At 45.2% G+C, this 15,662-nt stretch carries 20 protein-coding genes; 10 read left to right on the plus strand and 10 right to left on the minus strand.

The window, feature by feature from the left end; genetic code table 11:
- The 3 genes from QZX97_RS04935 to QZX97_RS04945 all read left to right on the plus strand — a co-directional run bounded on the left by QZX97_RS04935 (window position 1) and on the right by QZX97_RS04945 (window position 1,226).
- Window positions 1-360, plus strand: coding sequence for an NINE protein (locus QZX97_RS04935; RefSeq protein WP_295653314.1), 360 nt, complete (start codon window positions 1-3; stop codon window positions 358-360).
- The gene (locus QZX97_RS04940; RefSeq protein ID WP_295653316.1) at window positions 360-686 is read left to right on the plus strand and encodes a nucleotide pyrophosphohydrolase; all 327 of its coding nucleotides are present in this window, start codon (window positions 360-362) and stop codon (window positions 684-686) included. Before QZX97_RS04935 ends, QZX97_RS04940 begins: the two co-directional genes overlap by 1 nt.
- A gap of 78 nt (window positions 687-764) precedes the next feature.
- The gene (locus tag QZX97_RS04945) at window positions 765-1,226 is read left to right on the plus strand and encodes a DUF5362 family protein (protein ID WP_295653317.1); all 462 of its coding nucleotides are present in this window, start codon (window positions 765-767) and stop codon (window positions 1,224-1,226) included.
- On the opposite strand, the gene QZX97_RS04950 is transcribed toward QZX97_RS04945, so the two are convergent.
- The 7 genes from QZX97_RS04950 to QZX97_RS04980 form a co-directional block, all read right to left on the minus strand.
- Entirely contained in the window at window positions 1,223-1,948 is a 726-nt protein-coding gene (locus tag QZX97_RS04950) for a 2-phosphosulfolactate phosphatase (protein ID WP_295653319.1), read from the minus strand. The genes QZX97_RS04945 and QZX97_RS04950 overlap by 4 nt on opposite strands.
- Window positions 1,949-2,037: 89 nt before the next feature.
- Window positions 2,038-3,117, minus strand: coding sequence for a glycine cleavage system aminomethyltransferase GcvT (gene gcvT / locus QZX97_RS04955; protein WP_295653320.1), 1,080 nt, complete (start codon window positions 3,115-3,117; stop codon window positions 2,038-2,040).
- A gap of 44 nt (window positions 3,118-3,161) precedes the next feature.
- Window positions 3,162-4,364: a glycosyltransferase family 4 protein gene (locus tag QZX97_RS04960; protein WP_295664296.1), complete on the minus strand. Its 1,203-nt coding sequence runs from the start codon at window positions 4,362-4,364 to the stop codon at window positions 3,162-3,164.
- Between the two features lie 60 nt (window positions 4,365-4,424).
- Window positions 4,425-5,021, minus strand: a complete 597-nt coding sequence (locus QZX97_RS04965; RefSeq protein WP_295653325.1) for a ribonuclease HII — start codon at window positions 5,019-5,021, stop codon at window positions 4,425-4,427.
- A 6-nt stretch (window positions 5,022-5,027) separates the two neighbouring features.
- Entirely contained in the window at window positions 5,028-6,266 is a 1,239-nt protein-coding gene (locus QZX97_RS04970) for a PP2C family protein-serine/threonine phosphatase (RefSeq protein ID WP_295653327.1), read from the minus strand.
- Window positions 6,267-6,520: 254 nt separating this feature from the next.
- Entirely contained in the window at window positions 6,521-7,366 is an 846-nt protein-coding gene (locus tag QZX97_RS04975) for a dienelactone hydrolase family protein (protein WP_295653329.1), read from the minus strand.
- A 131-nt stretch (window positions 7,367-7,497) separates the two neighbouring features.
- Window positions 7,498-8,181, minus strand: coding sequence for an OmpA family protein (locus QZX97_RS04980; protein ID WP_295653330.1), 684 nt, complete (start codon window positions 8,179-8,181; stop codon window positions 7,498-7,500).
- 88 nt (window positions 8,182-8,269) lie between these two features.
- Between QZX97_RS04980 and QZX97_RS04985 the strand changes: the two genes are divergently transcribed.
- A complete protein-coding gene (locus tag QZX97_RS04985) occupies window positions 8,270-9,061 on the plus strand; it encodes an SDR family oxidoreductase (RefSeq protein WP_295653331.1) in 792 nt (263 codons plus the stop codon).
- A 27-nt stretch (window positions 9,062-9,088) separates the two neighbouring features.
- On the opposite strand, the gene gltX is transcribed toward QZX97_RS04985, so the two are convergent.
- Window positions 9,089-10,609, minus strand: coding sequence for a glutamate--tRNA ligase (gene gltX / locus QZX97_RS04990; protein ID WP_295653332.1), 1,521 nt, complete (start codon window positions 10,607-10,609; stop codon window positions 9,089-9,091).
- Between the two features lie 163 nt (window positions 10,610-10,772).
- Between gltX and QZX97_RS04995 the strand changes: the two genes are divergently transcribed.
- The 3 genes from QZX97_RS04995 to QZX97_RS05005 are packed head-to-tail and all read left to right on the plus strand — an operon-like array spanning window position 10,773 to window position 12,917.
- Window positions 10,773-11,990 carry a HAMP domain-containing sensor histidine kinase gene (locus QZX97_RS04995; RefSeq protein WP_295653334.1) on the plus strand — a complete coding sequence of 406 codons (1,218 nt, stop codon included), beginning with the start codon at window positions 10,773-10,775 and terminating at the stop codon, window positions 11,988-11,990.
- The gene (locus tag QZX97_RS05000) at window positions 11,983-12,492 is read left to right on the plus strand and encodes a DinB family protein (protein WP_295653336.1); all 510 of its coding nucleotides are present in this window, start codon (window positions 11,983-11,985) and stop codon (window positions 12,490-12,492) included. The genes QZX97_RS04995 and QZX97_RS05000 overlap by 8 nt, the downstream gene beginning before the upstream one ends.
- Window positions 12,489-12,917, plus strand: coding sequence for a hotdog fold thioesterase (locus QZX97_RS05005; RefSeq protein ID WP_295653337.1), 429 nt, complete (start codon window positions 12,489-12,491; stop codon window positions 12,915-12,917). The genes QZX97_RS05000 and QZX97_RS05005 overlap by 4 nt, the downstream gene beginning before the upstream one ends.
- Window positions 12,918-12,993: 76 nt before the next feature.
- Here the strand turns inward: QZX97_RS05005 and QZX97_RS05010 are convergent, their stop codons facing one another.
- Window positions 12,994-13,359, minus strand: a complete 366-nt coding sequence (locus QZX97_RS05010; protein ID WP_363151953.1) for a DUF6249 domain-containing protein — start codon at window positions 13,357-13,359, stop codon at window positions 12,994-12,996.
- A 190-nt stretch (window positions 13,360-13,549) separates the two neighbouring features.
- Here QZX97_RS05010 and QZX97_RS05015 point away from each other — a divergent pair, with 190 nt between their 5' ends.
- Both QZX97_RS05015 and QZX97_RS05020 read left to right on the plus strand, forming a co-directional pair.
- Window positions 13,550-14,131 (plus strand): sigma-70 family RNA polymerase sigma factor, encoded by a 582-nt coding sequence (locus QZX97_RS05015; RefSeq protein WP_295653340.1) that lies wholly within the window; start codon window positions 13,550-13,552, stop codon window positions 14,129-14,131.
- A complete protein-coding gene (locus QZX97_RS05020) occupies window positions 14,128-14,625 on the plus strand; it encodes a zf-HC2 domain-containing protein (protein WP_295653342.1) in 498 nt (165 codons plus the stop codon). The genes QZX97_RS05015 and QZX97_RS05020 overlap by 4 nt, the downstream gene beginning before the upstream one ends.
- A 361-nt stretch (window positions 14,626-14,986) precedes the next feature.
- On the opposite strand, the gene QZX97_RS05025 is transcribed toward QZX97_RS05020, so the two are convergent.
- A complete protein-coding gene (locus tag QZX97_RS05025) occupies window positions 14,987-15,175 on the minus strand; it encodes a hypothetical protein (protein WP_295653344.1) in 189 nt (62 codons plus the stop codon).
- Between the two features lie 226 nt (window positions 15,176-15,401).
- Between QZX97_RS05025 and QZX97_RS05030 the strand changes: the two genes are divergently transcribed.
- Window positions 15,402-15,644: a hypothetical protein gene (locus QZX97_RS05030; protein WP_295653346.1), complete on the plus strand. Its 243-nt coding sequence runs from the start codon at window positions 15,402-15,404 to the stop codon at window positions 15,642-15,644.
- The last annotated feature ends 18 nt before the right edge of the window (window positions 15,645-15,662 follow it).

Consider the following 15,662-nt stretch of genomic DNA (forward strand, 5'->3'; position numbering starts at 1 on the left):
ATGTTCGAAAATCCAAACTTCGCATTTCCGGGCGCTACCTACGAAGAGATAGCCTTTTTACGACAGGCTGTCACCGGTTTAACAGAGAGTCAGATGTCCGCTTTTCAATTGTATTATTCGAGTAAACGCAAAAGTGAATCAGATATGCTGATGTATTGTATTATCGGCTTTGCTACCTTTCTTCACGGTTTTCAAAGGTTTATGATAGGGCAAATAGGAATGGGCTTATTGTTTTTTTTTACATTGGGGTTTTGCTTTATTGGCTCAATCGTCGACCTTGCTAATCACAAAACACTCGCGTTGGAATATAATAAAGAAAAAGCCTTTGAATGTTATCAGATGGCTAAGCTGAGAGCTTAATGACGATAGAAGAAGCCCAGCAACTGGTTGACGACTGGATAAACACCACCGGCATACGTTATTTTAACGAACTAACCAATACCGCCATTTTAATGGAGGAGGTTGGCGAGGTTGCGCGGATAATGGCGCGAAAATACGGCGAGCAATCGTTTAAAAAAAGCGACGAGGAAGTAAACCTTGCCGACGAGATGGCCGATGTGCTTTTTGTGCTGATATGCCTGGCCAACCAAACCGGGATAGACCTGACAGACGCGTTAGTGAAAAATATGGAAAAGAAAAACATCAGGGACAAAGACAGGCACCGGGAAAATGAAAAATTGAAATAATTCCTTCAAAAGCATGACCAATCAAGCTTTTATTGTTCATTTTTTATATTTTTAACTTATCGTAAAAAGTTTTGAAAGATGAGCGAATTTACCGAAAAACAAACAAATGCCACTGATGACGGCGGCATACGTTTAACCCAAATTGCTGTATTTGATTTGGGCAAGGCCGCCAGATGGGCCAGGTTTATAGCTATAATCGGCTTTGTGTTTTCGGCTTTTATAGCCATCGCGGCCTTTTGCGTTGGCGCAAGTTCATCGCTAACATCCTTTACCGCTTTAGCCGCGTACACATCGAGTACGGTGGTTATTTTTACAGCCGTTTATATTGCCGCGGCTTTGGTGAGCTTTGTTATCCACCTGTTTTTGTACCAGTTTGCCAACCGTGCATTGGCTGCCATTATGGTAAAAGATGCCGAACTGATGGCGCGGGCCGTGCACAAATTACAATCATTTTTCAAAGCGATTGGTATCGTAATCGTAGTAGACCTGTTGCTTACAGTTTTTGCCCTTGTTTACGTTTTTGTGATTATGGGCCATTAATGGCGCAGCCTGACTAACCTGTTGCCATCCAAAACAGGTATCGCTGTCGCAACGTCCACATTCAGGCAGAAGTCGATATCCGCTTCAATACCCAATTGTTTCAGGCGCTCGCTGTGCGATGTTTTTTTGAGGTAAGCGTTAAGGTCGTCTTTCGCTAAACTGTACAAATCAGCTGCAGCTATGGCGGCGTCGTCTGCAGTGTGGGTATAGTTTGCTAAACGTTCAGTTATTGCCCCGGCAAACAGGGTATCTTCGAGGTTAAAGTTGTTTTTCCAACCGGCGCACACCAGTAGTATATTTTGGTTTTGTGCTTTTAGCCAATTGCATACAGCCGTAAGGTTTAAAAAAGACCCGATAATGATACGTTTAGCTTCGGTTGATAAATGCAGGGCGTGTGTACCATTGGTAGTGGTGAGCACAATGGTTTTACCATTAACTTTTTGTTTGGTGTACGAAAATGGCGAGTTGCCAAAATCGAAACCATCAACCACTTTGCCGTCGCGCTCGGCAGCCAATAAATAACCTAAGCCCATTTCGCGGTAAGCGGCGCACTCTTCCACCTGTGATACAGGGATAATTGCTTCGGCGCCATTTTCTATCCCGTAGCAAATGGATGAGGTAGCCCTGAATATATCGATGATGACCACAATGCTGTCTTCGATATCGAATAAAGGCAATAAGGCCGGGGTAAGGCAAACTTCTAATCGTTTTTTCTCTGTCATGCTGAACTTGTTTCAGCACCCCACTTTGCATGTAGCGGGATGTATGATGGGATCCCGATCCGTTAGCTAACGGACAGGATGACTCTTTTTTATTTATAAAATGGAGGTTTTGCTACTTTGGCTTTAATTTTAGCATCGCGTATGCTGATGTAAATTTCGGTGCCTTCCTTGGCAAATTCGGTTTTTACATAGCCCATGCCAATAGCCCTTTGCAGCGATGGCGATTGCGTGCCCGAGGTTACCACACCAATCTCGTTGCCGTCGGCGTCAACTATCGGGTAACCATGGCGGGGGATACCGCGGTCGATCATTTCGATGCCCACCAATTTACGGCTAACGCCTTCCTCTTTTTGTTTCTGTAATGCCGGAGAATTTGTAAACTCTTTATTGAATTTGGTTACCCAGCCCAAGCCGGCCTCTAAAGGCGATGTGGTATCGTCAATATCGTTACCGTACAGGCAAAAACCCATTTCCAAACGGAGGGTATCGCGTGCGCCAAGGCCTATTGGTTTAATGCCCAAAGGCGCGCCTACTTTAAAAATGGCTTTCCAAATTTCTTCGGCGTATTCGTTATTAAAATAAACCTCGAAACCGCCTGCGCCGGTATAACCCGTTGCCGATACGATAACATTACCTATCCCGGCAAAAACACCCTTTTGGAAAGTGTAGTACTCCATCGAACCCAAATCGATATTAGTGAGGCTTTGTAAAGCTTCGGTGGCTTTGGGACCCTGTATGGCGAGAAGCGATGTTTGATCGGATATGTTTTTCATATCCACGCCAAGGTTGTTATATTTTGATATCCAATCCCAATCTTTTTGGATGTTCGAGGCGTTGACCACCAACATGTATGTTTTTTCGTCGATACGGTAAACCAACAGGTCGTCAACTATACCGCCATCTTCGTTAGGCAGGCATGAATACTGTACTTTGCCATCATATAGTTTTGAGGCGTCGTTACTGGTAACTCTTTGTATCAGGGCCAGGGCATTATCGCCTTTTAAAATAAACTCGCCCATATGGCTCACATCAAATACACCTACCGCGTTACGCACCGTTTGGTGTTCGGCATTGATGCCTTCGTATTGCACAGGCATGTTATAACCCGCAAACGGCACCATTTTGGCGCCCAGTTGTATGTGTATATCAGTTAAAGCCGTATTCTTCATTATGGTTAAATTATGGTGCTAAATTAGTAAAAATGCGGGTAACGTTAAGCCTTGATGAGCTCTTTATAGAATTTGATGAACTGGGCAGTTACCACGTTCATGTCGTGGTCGGTTTCTATCAGCTTACGTGCGTTGTCGCCTATTTCTTTGCAAAAGGCTTCATCGGCAATGCAGCGTTTTATGGCATCATGAAATTCGTTGCGGTTATCAGCAATCAGGATATTATAACCGTGTTGGTAACGCAAGCCTTCGGCACCGAGTGAGGTGGTGATGATGCATTTTTGCATGGCCATGGCTTCCACGATTTTAACGCGCATGCCCCCACCCGATAGCAGCGGAACAATCATAATGGCTTTGCTGTTTACAAATTCCAAAGCGTCGTCAACCTCGCCCTGGATAAATATTTTGCCCAGTACCTGGTAGTCGTCAAAATCATCAGGAATGTTATGGCCGGCCACATAAAATTTAACGCGCAGGTCGCCTTCCGTCAGCTCGGTCGAAAAATTCTCGAGAAACCATTCCATCCCTTCGCGGTTAGGCATCCAATCCAGCGCACCCAAAAAGAAAAGGCTGGGAAATTCGGTTTTGTTATAATCGGGTTTATAGCGGCTGATATCGATGCCAACCGGCAAAACACGGATGGGTATTTGGGTGCTAAATTTGAGCATTTGCTGCTTGTCCTGCTGGGTAAGCGCGGCAATCGCGTCGAAGCTTTCGAGGTACATCAGTTCGAACGTTTTGATACGTTTGGCCAACAGGCTGAGATATGTTTTTTTGAAGGGGTCGTTTTTTTGTTCGGACAGGCGCTGCCAAATGAGATGCTCGATATTGTGCGCCCTGTAGATGAGCTTGGCCGTACTGTTTTTACGGATGGCAGCCACATACGACGACATAAACAAACCTTCGAACTGGATGATGTCGTATTTTTTTTGCTTAAGTTCGGTAATTAGCAGCCGTTCAAACCCTATATCGTAAAAACGGTCGATACTGTACGTTTTCTTTCGAAAGAGGTTGATGAATATGTCCCAAGCGGAAATACTGATGTCGATGTCATAACTTTGGTAATGTATCCGATTGATGAGCTCATCATTGGTTTGTATATCGGTAAGCTGCTTTTTATTGTTCAGTGTAAATACAGATACCTCGTGGCCCTCGTTCACCAAGCCCAGTATGGTATTGCGCACCACGATAGGATAGCCACCATTTTGAGGGAAAGGAACGCGGTTACTCAGTATTAATATCTTCACAAATTAAGATTGCTGTTTTCCCAAAAATACCAAGACCCTTTGCTTATTCAAAGCAATGCATCAAAAAAATGACAGTTGGGGGTCGGTTATCCTAAAGGTGAGCCTGTGATAAGGTGAATAACCGAGCTTTAAGACAGCCTCGCGGTGCTTTTTGGTGGGATAGCCTTTATTGTTCAACCAATCGTATCCCGGGCACTCCTCGGCTATTTTTTTCATGTAATCGTCGCGATAGGTTTTGGCCAGTATGGAAGCTGCCGCTATACTAAAATATTTGGCGTCGCCTTCAACTATACATTGATGCGGCACCTGTTGGTATTTGTTAAAACGGTTGCCATCGATAATCAAAAAACCAGGGACTGTTTTTAGCTGGTCGATTGCACGGTGCATGGCCAAAAAAGAGGCGTTTAAAATGTTGATACGGTCGATTTCGGCATGGTCCACAGATTCTACGGCCCAGGCCACGGCGCATTGTTCAATTTCGGTGCGTAGTTGATAGCGGGCCGTTTCCGAGAGTTGTTTGGAGTCGTTTAATAGCGGATGTTCAAATTTTTCGGGCAAAATTACAGCTGCGGCAAATACCGGGCCGGCCAAACAACCGCGACCGGCTTCGTCGCAACCGCATTCCAAATGGTCATATTGAAACCTGGCCGAAAGCATGACGCGTTAATATATCCTTAGTGTAAGTATGGTAATATCGTCGATAGGTTTCGACTTCACAAGGATCCCTGCTTCGTTCAATAACTTCTGGTTGAACTTATCTGGGTGCAGGTCGCCGTTTTGTAACAGGAAGCCCATCAGCACCTCTTCGTTCCACACGTTGGCATCCTCGGGTTCATAATCCAACAGGCCATCGGTATAATTAAATATGAGCGTACCGGGCTCAATTTTTAATTCGCCTTGTTTTAAAAAGGGCAGTTCGTCAAAAACACCGATCATGGTGGTACCAACGTTCAGCGGTACGGCGGTACCGTTAAGGTACAACAGAGACGGGTTGTGCCCGGCGTTGATATAGGTCAACTTTCGCGTTTCCTCGTTGTATTTGGCCAAAAACAGGGTGATGAATTTTTCGCCTTTGGTAATGCGTAAAACTATTTGGTTAAGGCGTTCGATAAGCGCCGTCAGGTCGTCTTCAACCGTGGCCCAGGCGCGTAAACTGGCCTGGAAATTGGCCATTAACAAGGCTGCCGATATCCCTTTTCCCGACACATCGGCAACGCACCATAAGTATTCTTTGTCGTTAAGGCGCATAAAGTCGAAATAGTCGCCGCCGATGTTTTGATGGGGCAGGTAGCGGGAGCCGATATCGACGCCTTTTTCCATGTGCAGCCTTTGCGGAATGAGCATGTTTTGCACTTCGACCGCGAGCTCCATTTCGCGCTGAAAGCGTTCGGCTTCGATGCGCTCGCGGAAGAGTTTCTTGTTTTCGAGCGCCACCACGATTACGTTCATCAGTGTTTTGATGAATGCCAGGTCGTTATCCACCATTTCGTCGGTGGTGTTAAAGTCGCCTACCAGGGCAAATGCCAGCAGTTTGCTTTTATGATAGATGGGGATAAAGTAATCGTATTTTGACAGTAAGGGGTCTTTATGGTCGGATACGAGGGTAGGCAATTTAAACTTGTTTAGTTTCATGCATGCCTTGTACAGTTCGTTATTGGTTTCGAACGTACCGCCGTATTTTGAGACACATGCATAGCTACCAAACTTTTCAATCAGGAAACGGAGCGTGCCCACTGCGAGGTAATTTTTCAGAATTACCTCCAACATCTCTATCAATACCTGTGTAGAAGTGTTTTTATTGATAGCCCGGGTTACTTCGAGCAATGAGTTTAATTCGGATTGCCGTTTGAGCAGCAGCCTTATCAATTCATCCTCGCTATTATTCGGGTTAAAACTTTCCATTCAAAGTTTAAACATATATGTCCGAAATTATGCAAAAAAAAGCTTATCGCGGTATTTTTCTATCCGTATATTAAAGATAACTTAACCACATGATTGTCAGATAGTTTATAGCGTCAGTTTTAAAATTAACGACCAAAGCTGCAGGAAAACGACCCCGAAACAAAGCATGATTTGACCATTATAAAGGACATGTTATGCCAAAATGGGAAGGATTAAAGCAATCCGTTGCATTTTGGCATCATGTAAAATATGGCTTATTTAAACCTTGGTTTTAAAAACTCAACAGTGTGGGCATAAGCGTCGGTAGTGGCGGCGCTGTTGTAGGCAGGGTTGCTGGGATTAGAAAAACCATGATTGGCATCGTATTGGTAAACGGTTAGTTTTTTGCCCGCAGCTTTCATGTCTTCTTCAAATTTGCTTACTACCTTGGTGTTTATCCATTGGTCCTGATTAGCAAACAGGCCCAATACGTCGGTATTTAAAGTTTTCAGTTTGTTTACATCCTGCTCGGGCATGCCATAGTACATTACACAGCCGATGGCTTGTTTGCCGGCATCCAACGTGCTTTGCAAGCTCCAGCCGCCGCCAAAACACCAGCCTATAGTGGCAATACGCGCTTTTGGACCGGCATAAGCTATAGCGCCTTTTATGATAGCTTGAGCGCGGTCTTCTTTAACTGCTGCCATGTATTTACCGGCATCTTCTCGGGTGGTAGCTACTTTGCCATCGTACAAGTCGAGGGCGATAACGTTTACATTACCAAAGTCGTTATATAGCTTTTCTGAAATTTGTTTGATATAATCGTTGAGGCCAAAATACTCGTGTACTACTAAAAGGTAATTGTTGGTAGGTGTTTTTGCTTTCAGCTCATAAGCGTTGGCGGTTTTACCATCGGCTGTGGTATAGGTAATGGCTTTGCCTATACTGCTTTGAAAATGGAAGACCTTTGGGTTGGGGTGCGCCATGATAAATTTCTTGTCGGAGGCCAGCATGGCAAAACGTTGTGTTGCAGTTGGGTAACAGCAGGCTACTTTGTTGTTTTGGGCGAAAGCAAAAGCGCTGCTCAATACTACGGTCAATAAAAGGATTGTTTTTTTCATGTGTTTGATTGTTAGTGCCCGCGAAGTTATGCGGTAATGATGTAATTGTCTGTCATGCTTTTATCAAAAACCTGAAAACAAAAACGACCCCGGCATTTTGCCGGGGTCGCTTTTGTAGCTTACTAAATGCCTTATTGTCCTGAGCTTTGCTTGGCCTGGTTTTTCATCTGGTCGTTAGCCACGATAACAATTTCGACGCGGCGGTTTTGGGTACGCCCGTCGATGGTTGTATTGTCGCCAATGGGTTCGGTATCGCCTTTGCCCTGAGTGGTTAAACGGGCAGCATCTACACCGGCGGCAACCGCGTAAGCTTTTACTGCTTCGGCACGGCGCAGGGACAGGTCCATGTTATGGGCTGCTGTACCGGTATTGTCGGTGTGGCCAACAATGAGGATATTGGTTTGCGGGTTGTTTTTTAGGGATATCACTAATTGGTCGATATTGGCTTTGGCAGCGGGTTTCATGTCGGCTTTGTCGATGTCAAACAAAATGCCCGAGCTGAATTTAACAATGATGCCTTCGCCCTCACGCTGCACATCGGCACCGGGAACTGTATTTTTTATTTCTGCGGCCTGCCTGTCCATATTACGCCCGATAAAGGCCCCGGCGGTGCCGCCCAATGCGCCACCGATGATGGCACCCAAAGCCGTATTGCCTGCTTTTCGGCCAATTAATGCGCCTATGGTACCGCCTGCACCTGCGCCAATAGCGGTACCTTTTTGTGTTTTAGTTAATGTATCGCAGCTGGTTACCAACATGGCCGAAGTGGCGAGGGCAATGCTGCAAATAGCGAATTTTAGTTTCAAAGTATTCATATATATGTATGTTCTGTTTAGTTGGTAAAGTTACAAAGTAAGCGCCAAATAGTTTTTATGATACCTTTGCAATTATATAAAAATAACGTTGGATAAAAGCATTTCGGTATTAGGCTGTGGTTGGTTAGGTTTTCCGTTGGCCATTAAACTGCTGGAAGATGGCTGGCAGGTGAAAGGGTCGACCACAACAGAAACCAAGTTACCGGTGCTTGCCGAACAAGGCATTGAGCCGTATTTGGTGCATCTGGCTAACATAACAGCTGCGGATAAAAACTTTTTTGAAAGCGAGGTATTGCTCATCAACATACCTCCGGGTTTGCGCAAGCAGAGGGGCACAGATTATTTGGCCCAAATGAAACAATTGCGGCAAGTCGTTGCTCTCTCGCCGGTTAAATATGTGGTATTTATCAGCTCGACCTCGGTTTATCCGGAATTGAACAAAGTAATCAGCGATGTGAACGAAGCTGACCCCGATAATGTGCTGTACCAATCGGAACAGCTTTTTGCAGAATGCCCCCAATTTAAAACGACCATTATCCGCTTTGCGGGATTGATAGGTCCCGGCAGGCCACCGGCACGTTTTTTCGTGGGCAGGCAAAACATCCCTAACGGGCAAGCACCGGTAAACCTGATTCACCTGGATGATTGCATTGGCATAGTTGAAGCTGTTTTAAAGCACGAGAAATTTGACGGAGTTTACCACGCAGCCGCGCCAAACCACCCGGCCAAACAGGATTTTTATACCGAAGCGGCGAAACATGCCGGTTTACCTTTACCGGGATTTGTAGATGAGTTGCGGGAGTGGAAGGTGATAGATAGCGGGAAAATAATAGAAGGGTTGGGATATAATATCAGCCCTGTTAGCCCTTTGCAAAAATAGCGATGGGTTTCAAACCCATCGCTATTTTTAGGAACCAAATGCTACCAATGCCTTCTCAATCCGCGCGATAGTTTCTTCGCGGCCAAGCAGTTCGGCAATATCAAAAACGTGGGGGCCAAATTTGCCGCCTACCAGCATAATGCGGAAGGGCAGCATCACGTCGCCTATTTTAAAGCCCGTTTCTTCGCACAGGTATTTAAAGTCTATCTCCAGTTGCATGGCCTCAAAGCTTGGCACTTCTTTAAACTGGTTAATCAATGAGCCAAAGAAATCGGTTTTGGTATCGCTCCATTTGGGTTTTACGGCGTTCAGGTCGTACTCCTTTGGTGTTTCAAAAAAGTAGCCGGCTTGTTGGTAAATGTCGGTGAGGAGTATGCAGCGGTCTTTAACCAGCGTCAACACTTTGAGCAGTTTCTCGTCATCGGCAACTGCTATGCCTTTGGCTTCCAATATGGTCTTAGCTTCGGGCAACAGCCTTTTGGCATCTACCTTTTTTATCCATTCGGCATTGTACCATTTGGCTTTTTCGTAATCGAATTTTGCCCCCGCCTTGTTGATGCGTTCGACCGAGAACTTTTCAACCAGTTCATCCAACGAAAATATTTCCTGGTCGCCGCCGGGGTTCCAGCCCAGCATGGCCAGCAGGTTTAAAAAAGCTTCGGGTAAAAAGCCGAGTTCGCGGAAGCCGGGTGTCAATTCGCCGGTTTTATTGTCGAGCCAATCCATGGCATATACCGGGAAACCAAAACGTGCGCCGTCGCGCTTGCTTAGTTTGCCATGCCCGTCGGGTTTTAATATCAATGGTAAATGCGCCCAATGCGGCATATCGGCGGCCCAGCCCAAATACTTCCATAACAGGATGTGTACAGGTGCCGAAGGCAACCACTCTTCTCCGCGAAAAGCGTGTGTAATTTTCATCAGGTAATCATCCACCACTACAGCTAAGTGATAAGTGGGCATACCATCAGCCTTAAGCAAAACTTTATCATCAACCTGATTGGTTTCGAAAACCACGTTGCCGCGTATTAAATCGTGAAAACGCACCGTTTCATCGGCCGGAACTTTTATGCGTATTACATGTGGGGTGCCCTGATCAAGCAAGTGCTCCACCTCGGCTGTTTTGAGGGACGTGGAATTACGCATCTCGCTGCGGTAAAACTGTCCGTATTGAAAGTTTGGTATTTCTTTGCGTTTGGCATCCAGTTCCTCGGGAGTATCAAAAGCATAATAAGCATGTCCCTGTGCCACCAGTTTTTCGGCGTACTCGCGGTAGATTGATTTGCGTTCGCTTTGGCGGTATGGCGCGTAATGGCCACCGGTATGCGGGCCTTCATCGGGTGTAATGCCGCACCAGGCAAGGCAGTCCATTATATATTGTTCGGCGCCTTCAACAAAGCGGGTTTGGTCGGTATCTTCAATACGTAAAACAAAATCGCCATCGTTTTGCTTGGCGAACAGATAATTGAACAGGGCTGTACGCACGCCACCCAGGTGCAAACCACCGGTTGGGCTTGGCGCAAAACGTACACGGACTTTAGGACTTGACATGGGGGCAAAGATATTCGATTTCGGATTTCGGATGTTCGATTTCGGATTTATTTTATTTTTAATTGAAATAACAGGTATGTAAGCGTCTTCTAAATCCGAAATTGAAAATCCGACATCCGAAATGACACCACATCCGAAATAAATAAGTAATTTGTGCAGCTAAATGAACCCATACGAACAAAAACGGCGCTGGAAATATTTATTGCTTGCCTTTGCGGTAGTGATTGCTTTGGGTTCGTTGCTGTACACCCGCTTTTTGGTGAGAGGACTGGAACGGCAGGAACGCAAAAACGCGCAGATTTGGGCGGCGAGTATGCGGCAGTTGTTCTCGATGGATGACAACGACTTTTACAACTATGTTACTTCGGTGCGTGATAGCCTGTCGATGCCGGCCATTGTGGTTGATGAAAAGGGCGATTTTGTATTTGCACGTGAGCTGGATTCGACACGTACCTGGATACAGCCTTCGGCCGAAAACAGGCAGGTTGGCAAAAAGGCACTTAAATATGATCTCCCTTATTTTAAGGCGAAGCTGGCCTATATGGCAAGCCAGCATGAGCCTATCCGCATCAATTTATTTAGCAGCCAGTACTGGTTGGTGTATTATCAGGATTCGGTTTTGCTGACGGAGCTGAGGATATTTCCCTATGTACAATTATCGGTTATCAGCGTATTTTTGCTGATGGCTTATATCGCGTTCAATACCTCGCGTAAATCGGAGCAGGACCAGGTTTGGGTGGGTTTGGCCAAAGAAACGGCGCACCAGTTGGGCACGCCTATCTCATCGCTGATGGCATGGGTGGAGTTGATAAAAAATAAGTTTAGCGCCGAAGATGATCCGCTTGTGGCGGAGATGGAGAACGATATTAAGCGCCTGGAGATTGTTGCCGACAGGTTCTCGAAAATAGGCTCGAAACCGAAGCTGGAACTACATAATGTTTACAATGTGGTAAAGGACTACGTTGACTATTTCAAAGTCCGCGTAAGCAACAAGATACATTTCGAATTAACAGGCGACCAAGCTGTAGAGGCCGGGTTGAATGTGCCCTTGTTTGACTGGGTTTTAGAGAATCTGCTAAAAAACGCTGTAAATGCCATTGACGAGAGCGGGAATATCCGCATTGATATATCGGCACACCCAACAAAGCCGCAGGTATATGTTGACATTAGCGATACGGGCAAGGGCATACCGCGTTCAAAATTTTTGACGGTGTTTGAGCCGGGCTATACTACCCGCAAACGGGGATGGGGTTTGGGATTATCGCTCACCAAAAGGATGATAGAAAATTACCATAACGGACATATATTTGTAAAAGACTCCGAATTGGGGATAGGAACAACATTCCGCATTATATTAGAAAACCAGACCAGCTATGAATAAACCGGGACCTGAAGAGTACGTGCCGTTTTATGCCACCTATGTAAGCAAGGTTGGCGACGGTGACATTGTCGACATTTTAGAACAACAAATGCACAGCACCCATGCTTTGGCTAAAAGCATACCTGCCGAAAAAGCCGGATATGCCTATGCCCCCGGCAAATGGACCATTAAAGAAGTTTGGGGCCATATGGCCGATACCGAACGGGTGATGGCCTATCGCGCGCTGCGTTTTGCACGGAACGACAGCAACGAACTAAAAGGTTTTGACCAGGACGATTATATGGCCAACTCGCGTTTTAACGAGCGTACGTTGGACGATTTGGCCGATGAGTTTATGCAGTTGCGCAAAGCCAACCTGTACTTTTTTAAAAACCTGAACGATGAAGAAAAAAAACGCGGGGGCCTGGCCAGCGGAAACCCTGTTACAGTAAACGCGCTGCTGTACATTATTGCCGGGCATGAGCACCATCACATCGGTATTATAAAAGAACGTTACCTATGAGCAAAATTTGGTTTGGCGACCCTACTGTTGACGACATTAATGGCCGCCATACCAACCACATTGGCGCCCTCATCGGGCTGCACTTTACTGAAATAGGCGACAACTACATCAAAGCCACTATACCCGTTGATGCCCGTACCCACCAGCCTTATGGCATTTTACATGGCGGGGCGTCGGTAGTATTGGCCGAAAGTTTGGGCAGCATAGCATCGAGCCTGATAATTGACCCTGAAAAATATATGGCTGTTGGACTGGAAGTAAATGCCAACCATTTGCGACCGGTAAAAACCGGGCAGGTAACCGGGATCTGCACCCCTATCCACATTGGTGGCAAAACCCATGTGTGGGACATTAAGCTATATGATGACCGGGGGAAGATGAATTGCATCAGCAGGCTGACGGTGGCGATACTACCAAAGCAATAGCTTTGGATGGAAGATGGAAAATGTAAGATGGAAGACGGCTTTTGGCCCATCTTACATCATACATCTTCCATTAAAATCACTCTTCTTTTTTATCAACCGTTTCCTTTTTTTCGATAAGGTACGAGATAAATAAACCGAGGCCGCCGAATACCGCGATAAGCGAAAAGTAGATTGCCGGGTTGTGTTTTTCGAAATCCTGTACAGGTGGTGCCATTATCGTGCGATCGAGAATGTTGGCTAAAAACAGGCCTAATCCGGCGCCCATTAACAAACAGGCCCATTTTAAGTATCTGAAGGGTGCCGGCTGCGACCGATATGACCTTGGGTCCATCCCCCGTTCAATCATGGCCATTTTTTGTTTGTTGTACAGGTACACAATTCCAAATATCATGGCAAACATACTTGTGCAAATTATTGCACCTACTAAATCTCCGCTATTCATTTTGTCTAAATTAAAGTTAAAAAATCGATTATTACTGTGTGTTATGTAAGCTATGACAACAGCATTTTTAAACAGGTTACACCCGGGTACAAATTATTTTCCGGAAAATAAATTTAAGGTTGCATGAATAATTTAATGTAATTTTAAATGTAACCTCAAAACGGGTACATGCGTCAGAGTACTATATATAATGCAAAGCAAGCTTACAGATATAGAACTGATAGACCAAACACTGGCGGGTAACCAGGGGGCTTATGCCATCCTGATTAAACGGCACCAGCGTTTTGTGTTTACGCTTGCCCTGCGTTTTGCCAAAGGCCGCGAGGATGCCGAGGAAATTGCGCAGGATTGTTTTGTAAAAGCATACCGTGCATTGGCTACTTTTAATAAACAGTCGAAATTTAGTACGTGGTTGTATAGCATAGTATATACTACCTCGATGACGTTTTTGCGGAAAAAGCGATTAGATACTTCGTCGATTGACGATGAGAACGTGTATATTCAACTGGAAAACCATTCGTCGGGGATGGACAATAATTTGGCCGAGCAAAAGTCGCGGTCGTTTTATGTGAACCGGGCTATTGAGCAATTGTTGCCCGACGACGCGATGATCATCACCCTGTTTTACAAGGGCGAGCAAAGTTTAGAGGAAATAGCCCAAACCATGGGCATGGAGGCAAATACGGTTAAAGTAAAATTATTCAGGGCGAGGCAGCGTTTAAAAGAACGGTTGGAACAAACCCTTAAACACGAAACAAAGGAGTTGGTATGAATGCGATAGAAGAAAAATTGTGGGACTATATTGACGGGACCTGTTCGGCCGAAGAGCGGGAAAGCATCGGTAAGCTGATAGCGGGCGATGCGGTTTATCAGAAAAAATATCGTGAACTGCTGGCGCTTAACGCTGAATTTTTGGCCGTGGAACTGGACGAGCCATCGATGGCGTTTACCTATAATGTAATGGAAACCATCCGCACCGAAAACGCCATGCAGCCATTAAAGGCCCGGGTAGATAAAAGGATAATCAGGGGGTTAGGGGTATTTTTTGCGCTTACCATCGGGATATTGCTGGTGTATGTGCTGACGCAGGTTAACTGGTCGGCAGAGAATACTATCCCCGTGCAATTTGATTTTACCCTGCCAAAAATTCCGGACTACCTGAACGGTAATGTGCTTATGGCCTTTATTTTTGTGGACATTATTGTTGCGCTTTACCTTTTTGACAGTTACCTGCGCAAAAAACTGACCCATAAAACAGCACACTGACTATAAAAGTGTATGGTTGAACCAACAATTGTTTATAAAACAGTACCGCGTAAAGTACAACGAAGCGCTGCCAAACCTGCTTGCTTGTCATAATGAAATGGCAAAAAAAGCACAAACTATCATGCAGATGTAATTTAGCAGCGTTTGCACACCCTGGCGCTGCAATAGCGATACATTTTGGTATACTAATTGCGTTATACCACCTGAGTTGGTAAACTTACCAGCTTAATTGTGATAAGGTTTAGGTTGAAAGTCCCCCGGAGCAAGTCTGGGGGGCTTTTTTTGTTTTTAGGGTACAAAAAAACCGGGTATGCGGTAAAGCAGAACCGGTTTTCAATATGGATGAGTACAGTTTATTGTACTATTTATCTTCGCGACCTTTAACCAGCACGTTTAAAAACAATGCTGCAGTTAATAAACCTACCACGCCGCCGATAGGCACCCAGATAAAACCTTTTTCGAGGAATGCGCCGGTTAGACAGCCAAAACCCAGGCCGATAACGTAGTATAGATAGTCGTAATTTTTTTCTTCTGTTTTATGTTGCTCCATAACAATAATGTGATGAGGCAAAAATAGTGATTAATTGATGTTTAGCAATTTATTTTAAAGATAATTGGTGAATAGCGTCTATAGGGTTAACCAGATGGAAAAAAATGACATTTTGGCTTGCCGCTTATGAAAAAAAACCTACTTTTGCACCAGTTAAAAATGCCCCTGGACAGGCATCTGAAAATTAAATTTAAAATGGACACAGGCCCCGGTCATAGTTGTAAACATGATATTCAATTTGCCACACTGTTTAACAGTAAAAGCAAAGAAGTGTTTACGCTGCAGCGTTATCTGCTTTGCTTTTCCATCTGCTAAACTCCATTTAGCGGGCCGCAACTCCTATACCCATACTTCAACAACGCTTTGTGCAGATACCTACCTGGTAAAGTATGCCATTTGGACATACCTGCACCATATTAAACTCCATTACTTTTCGCGCCTGATGGAGCCCCCGACGGGTCCGGGCTAAGTCTCAAAGACCATTAAA

It is taken from the genome of uncultured Mucilaginibacter sp., assembly GCF_903893715.1.
GTDB lineage: Bacteria > Bacteroidota > Bacteroidia > Sphingobacteriales > Sphingobacteriaceae > Mucilaginibacter.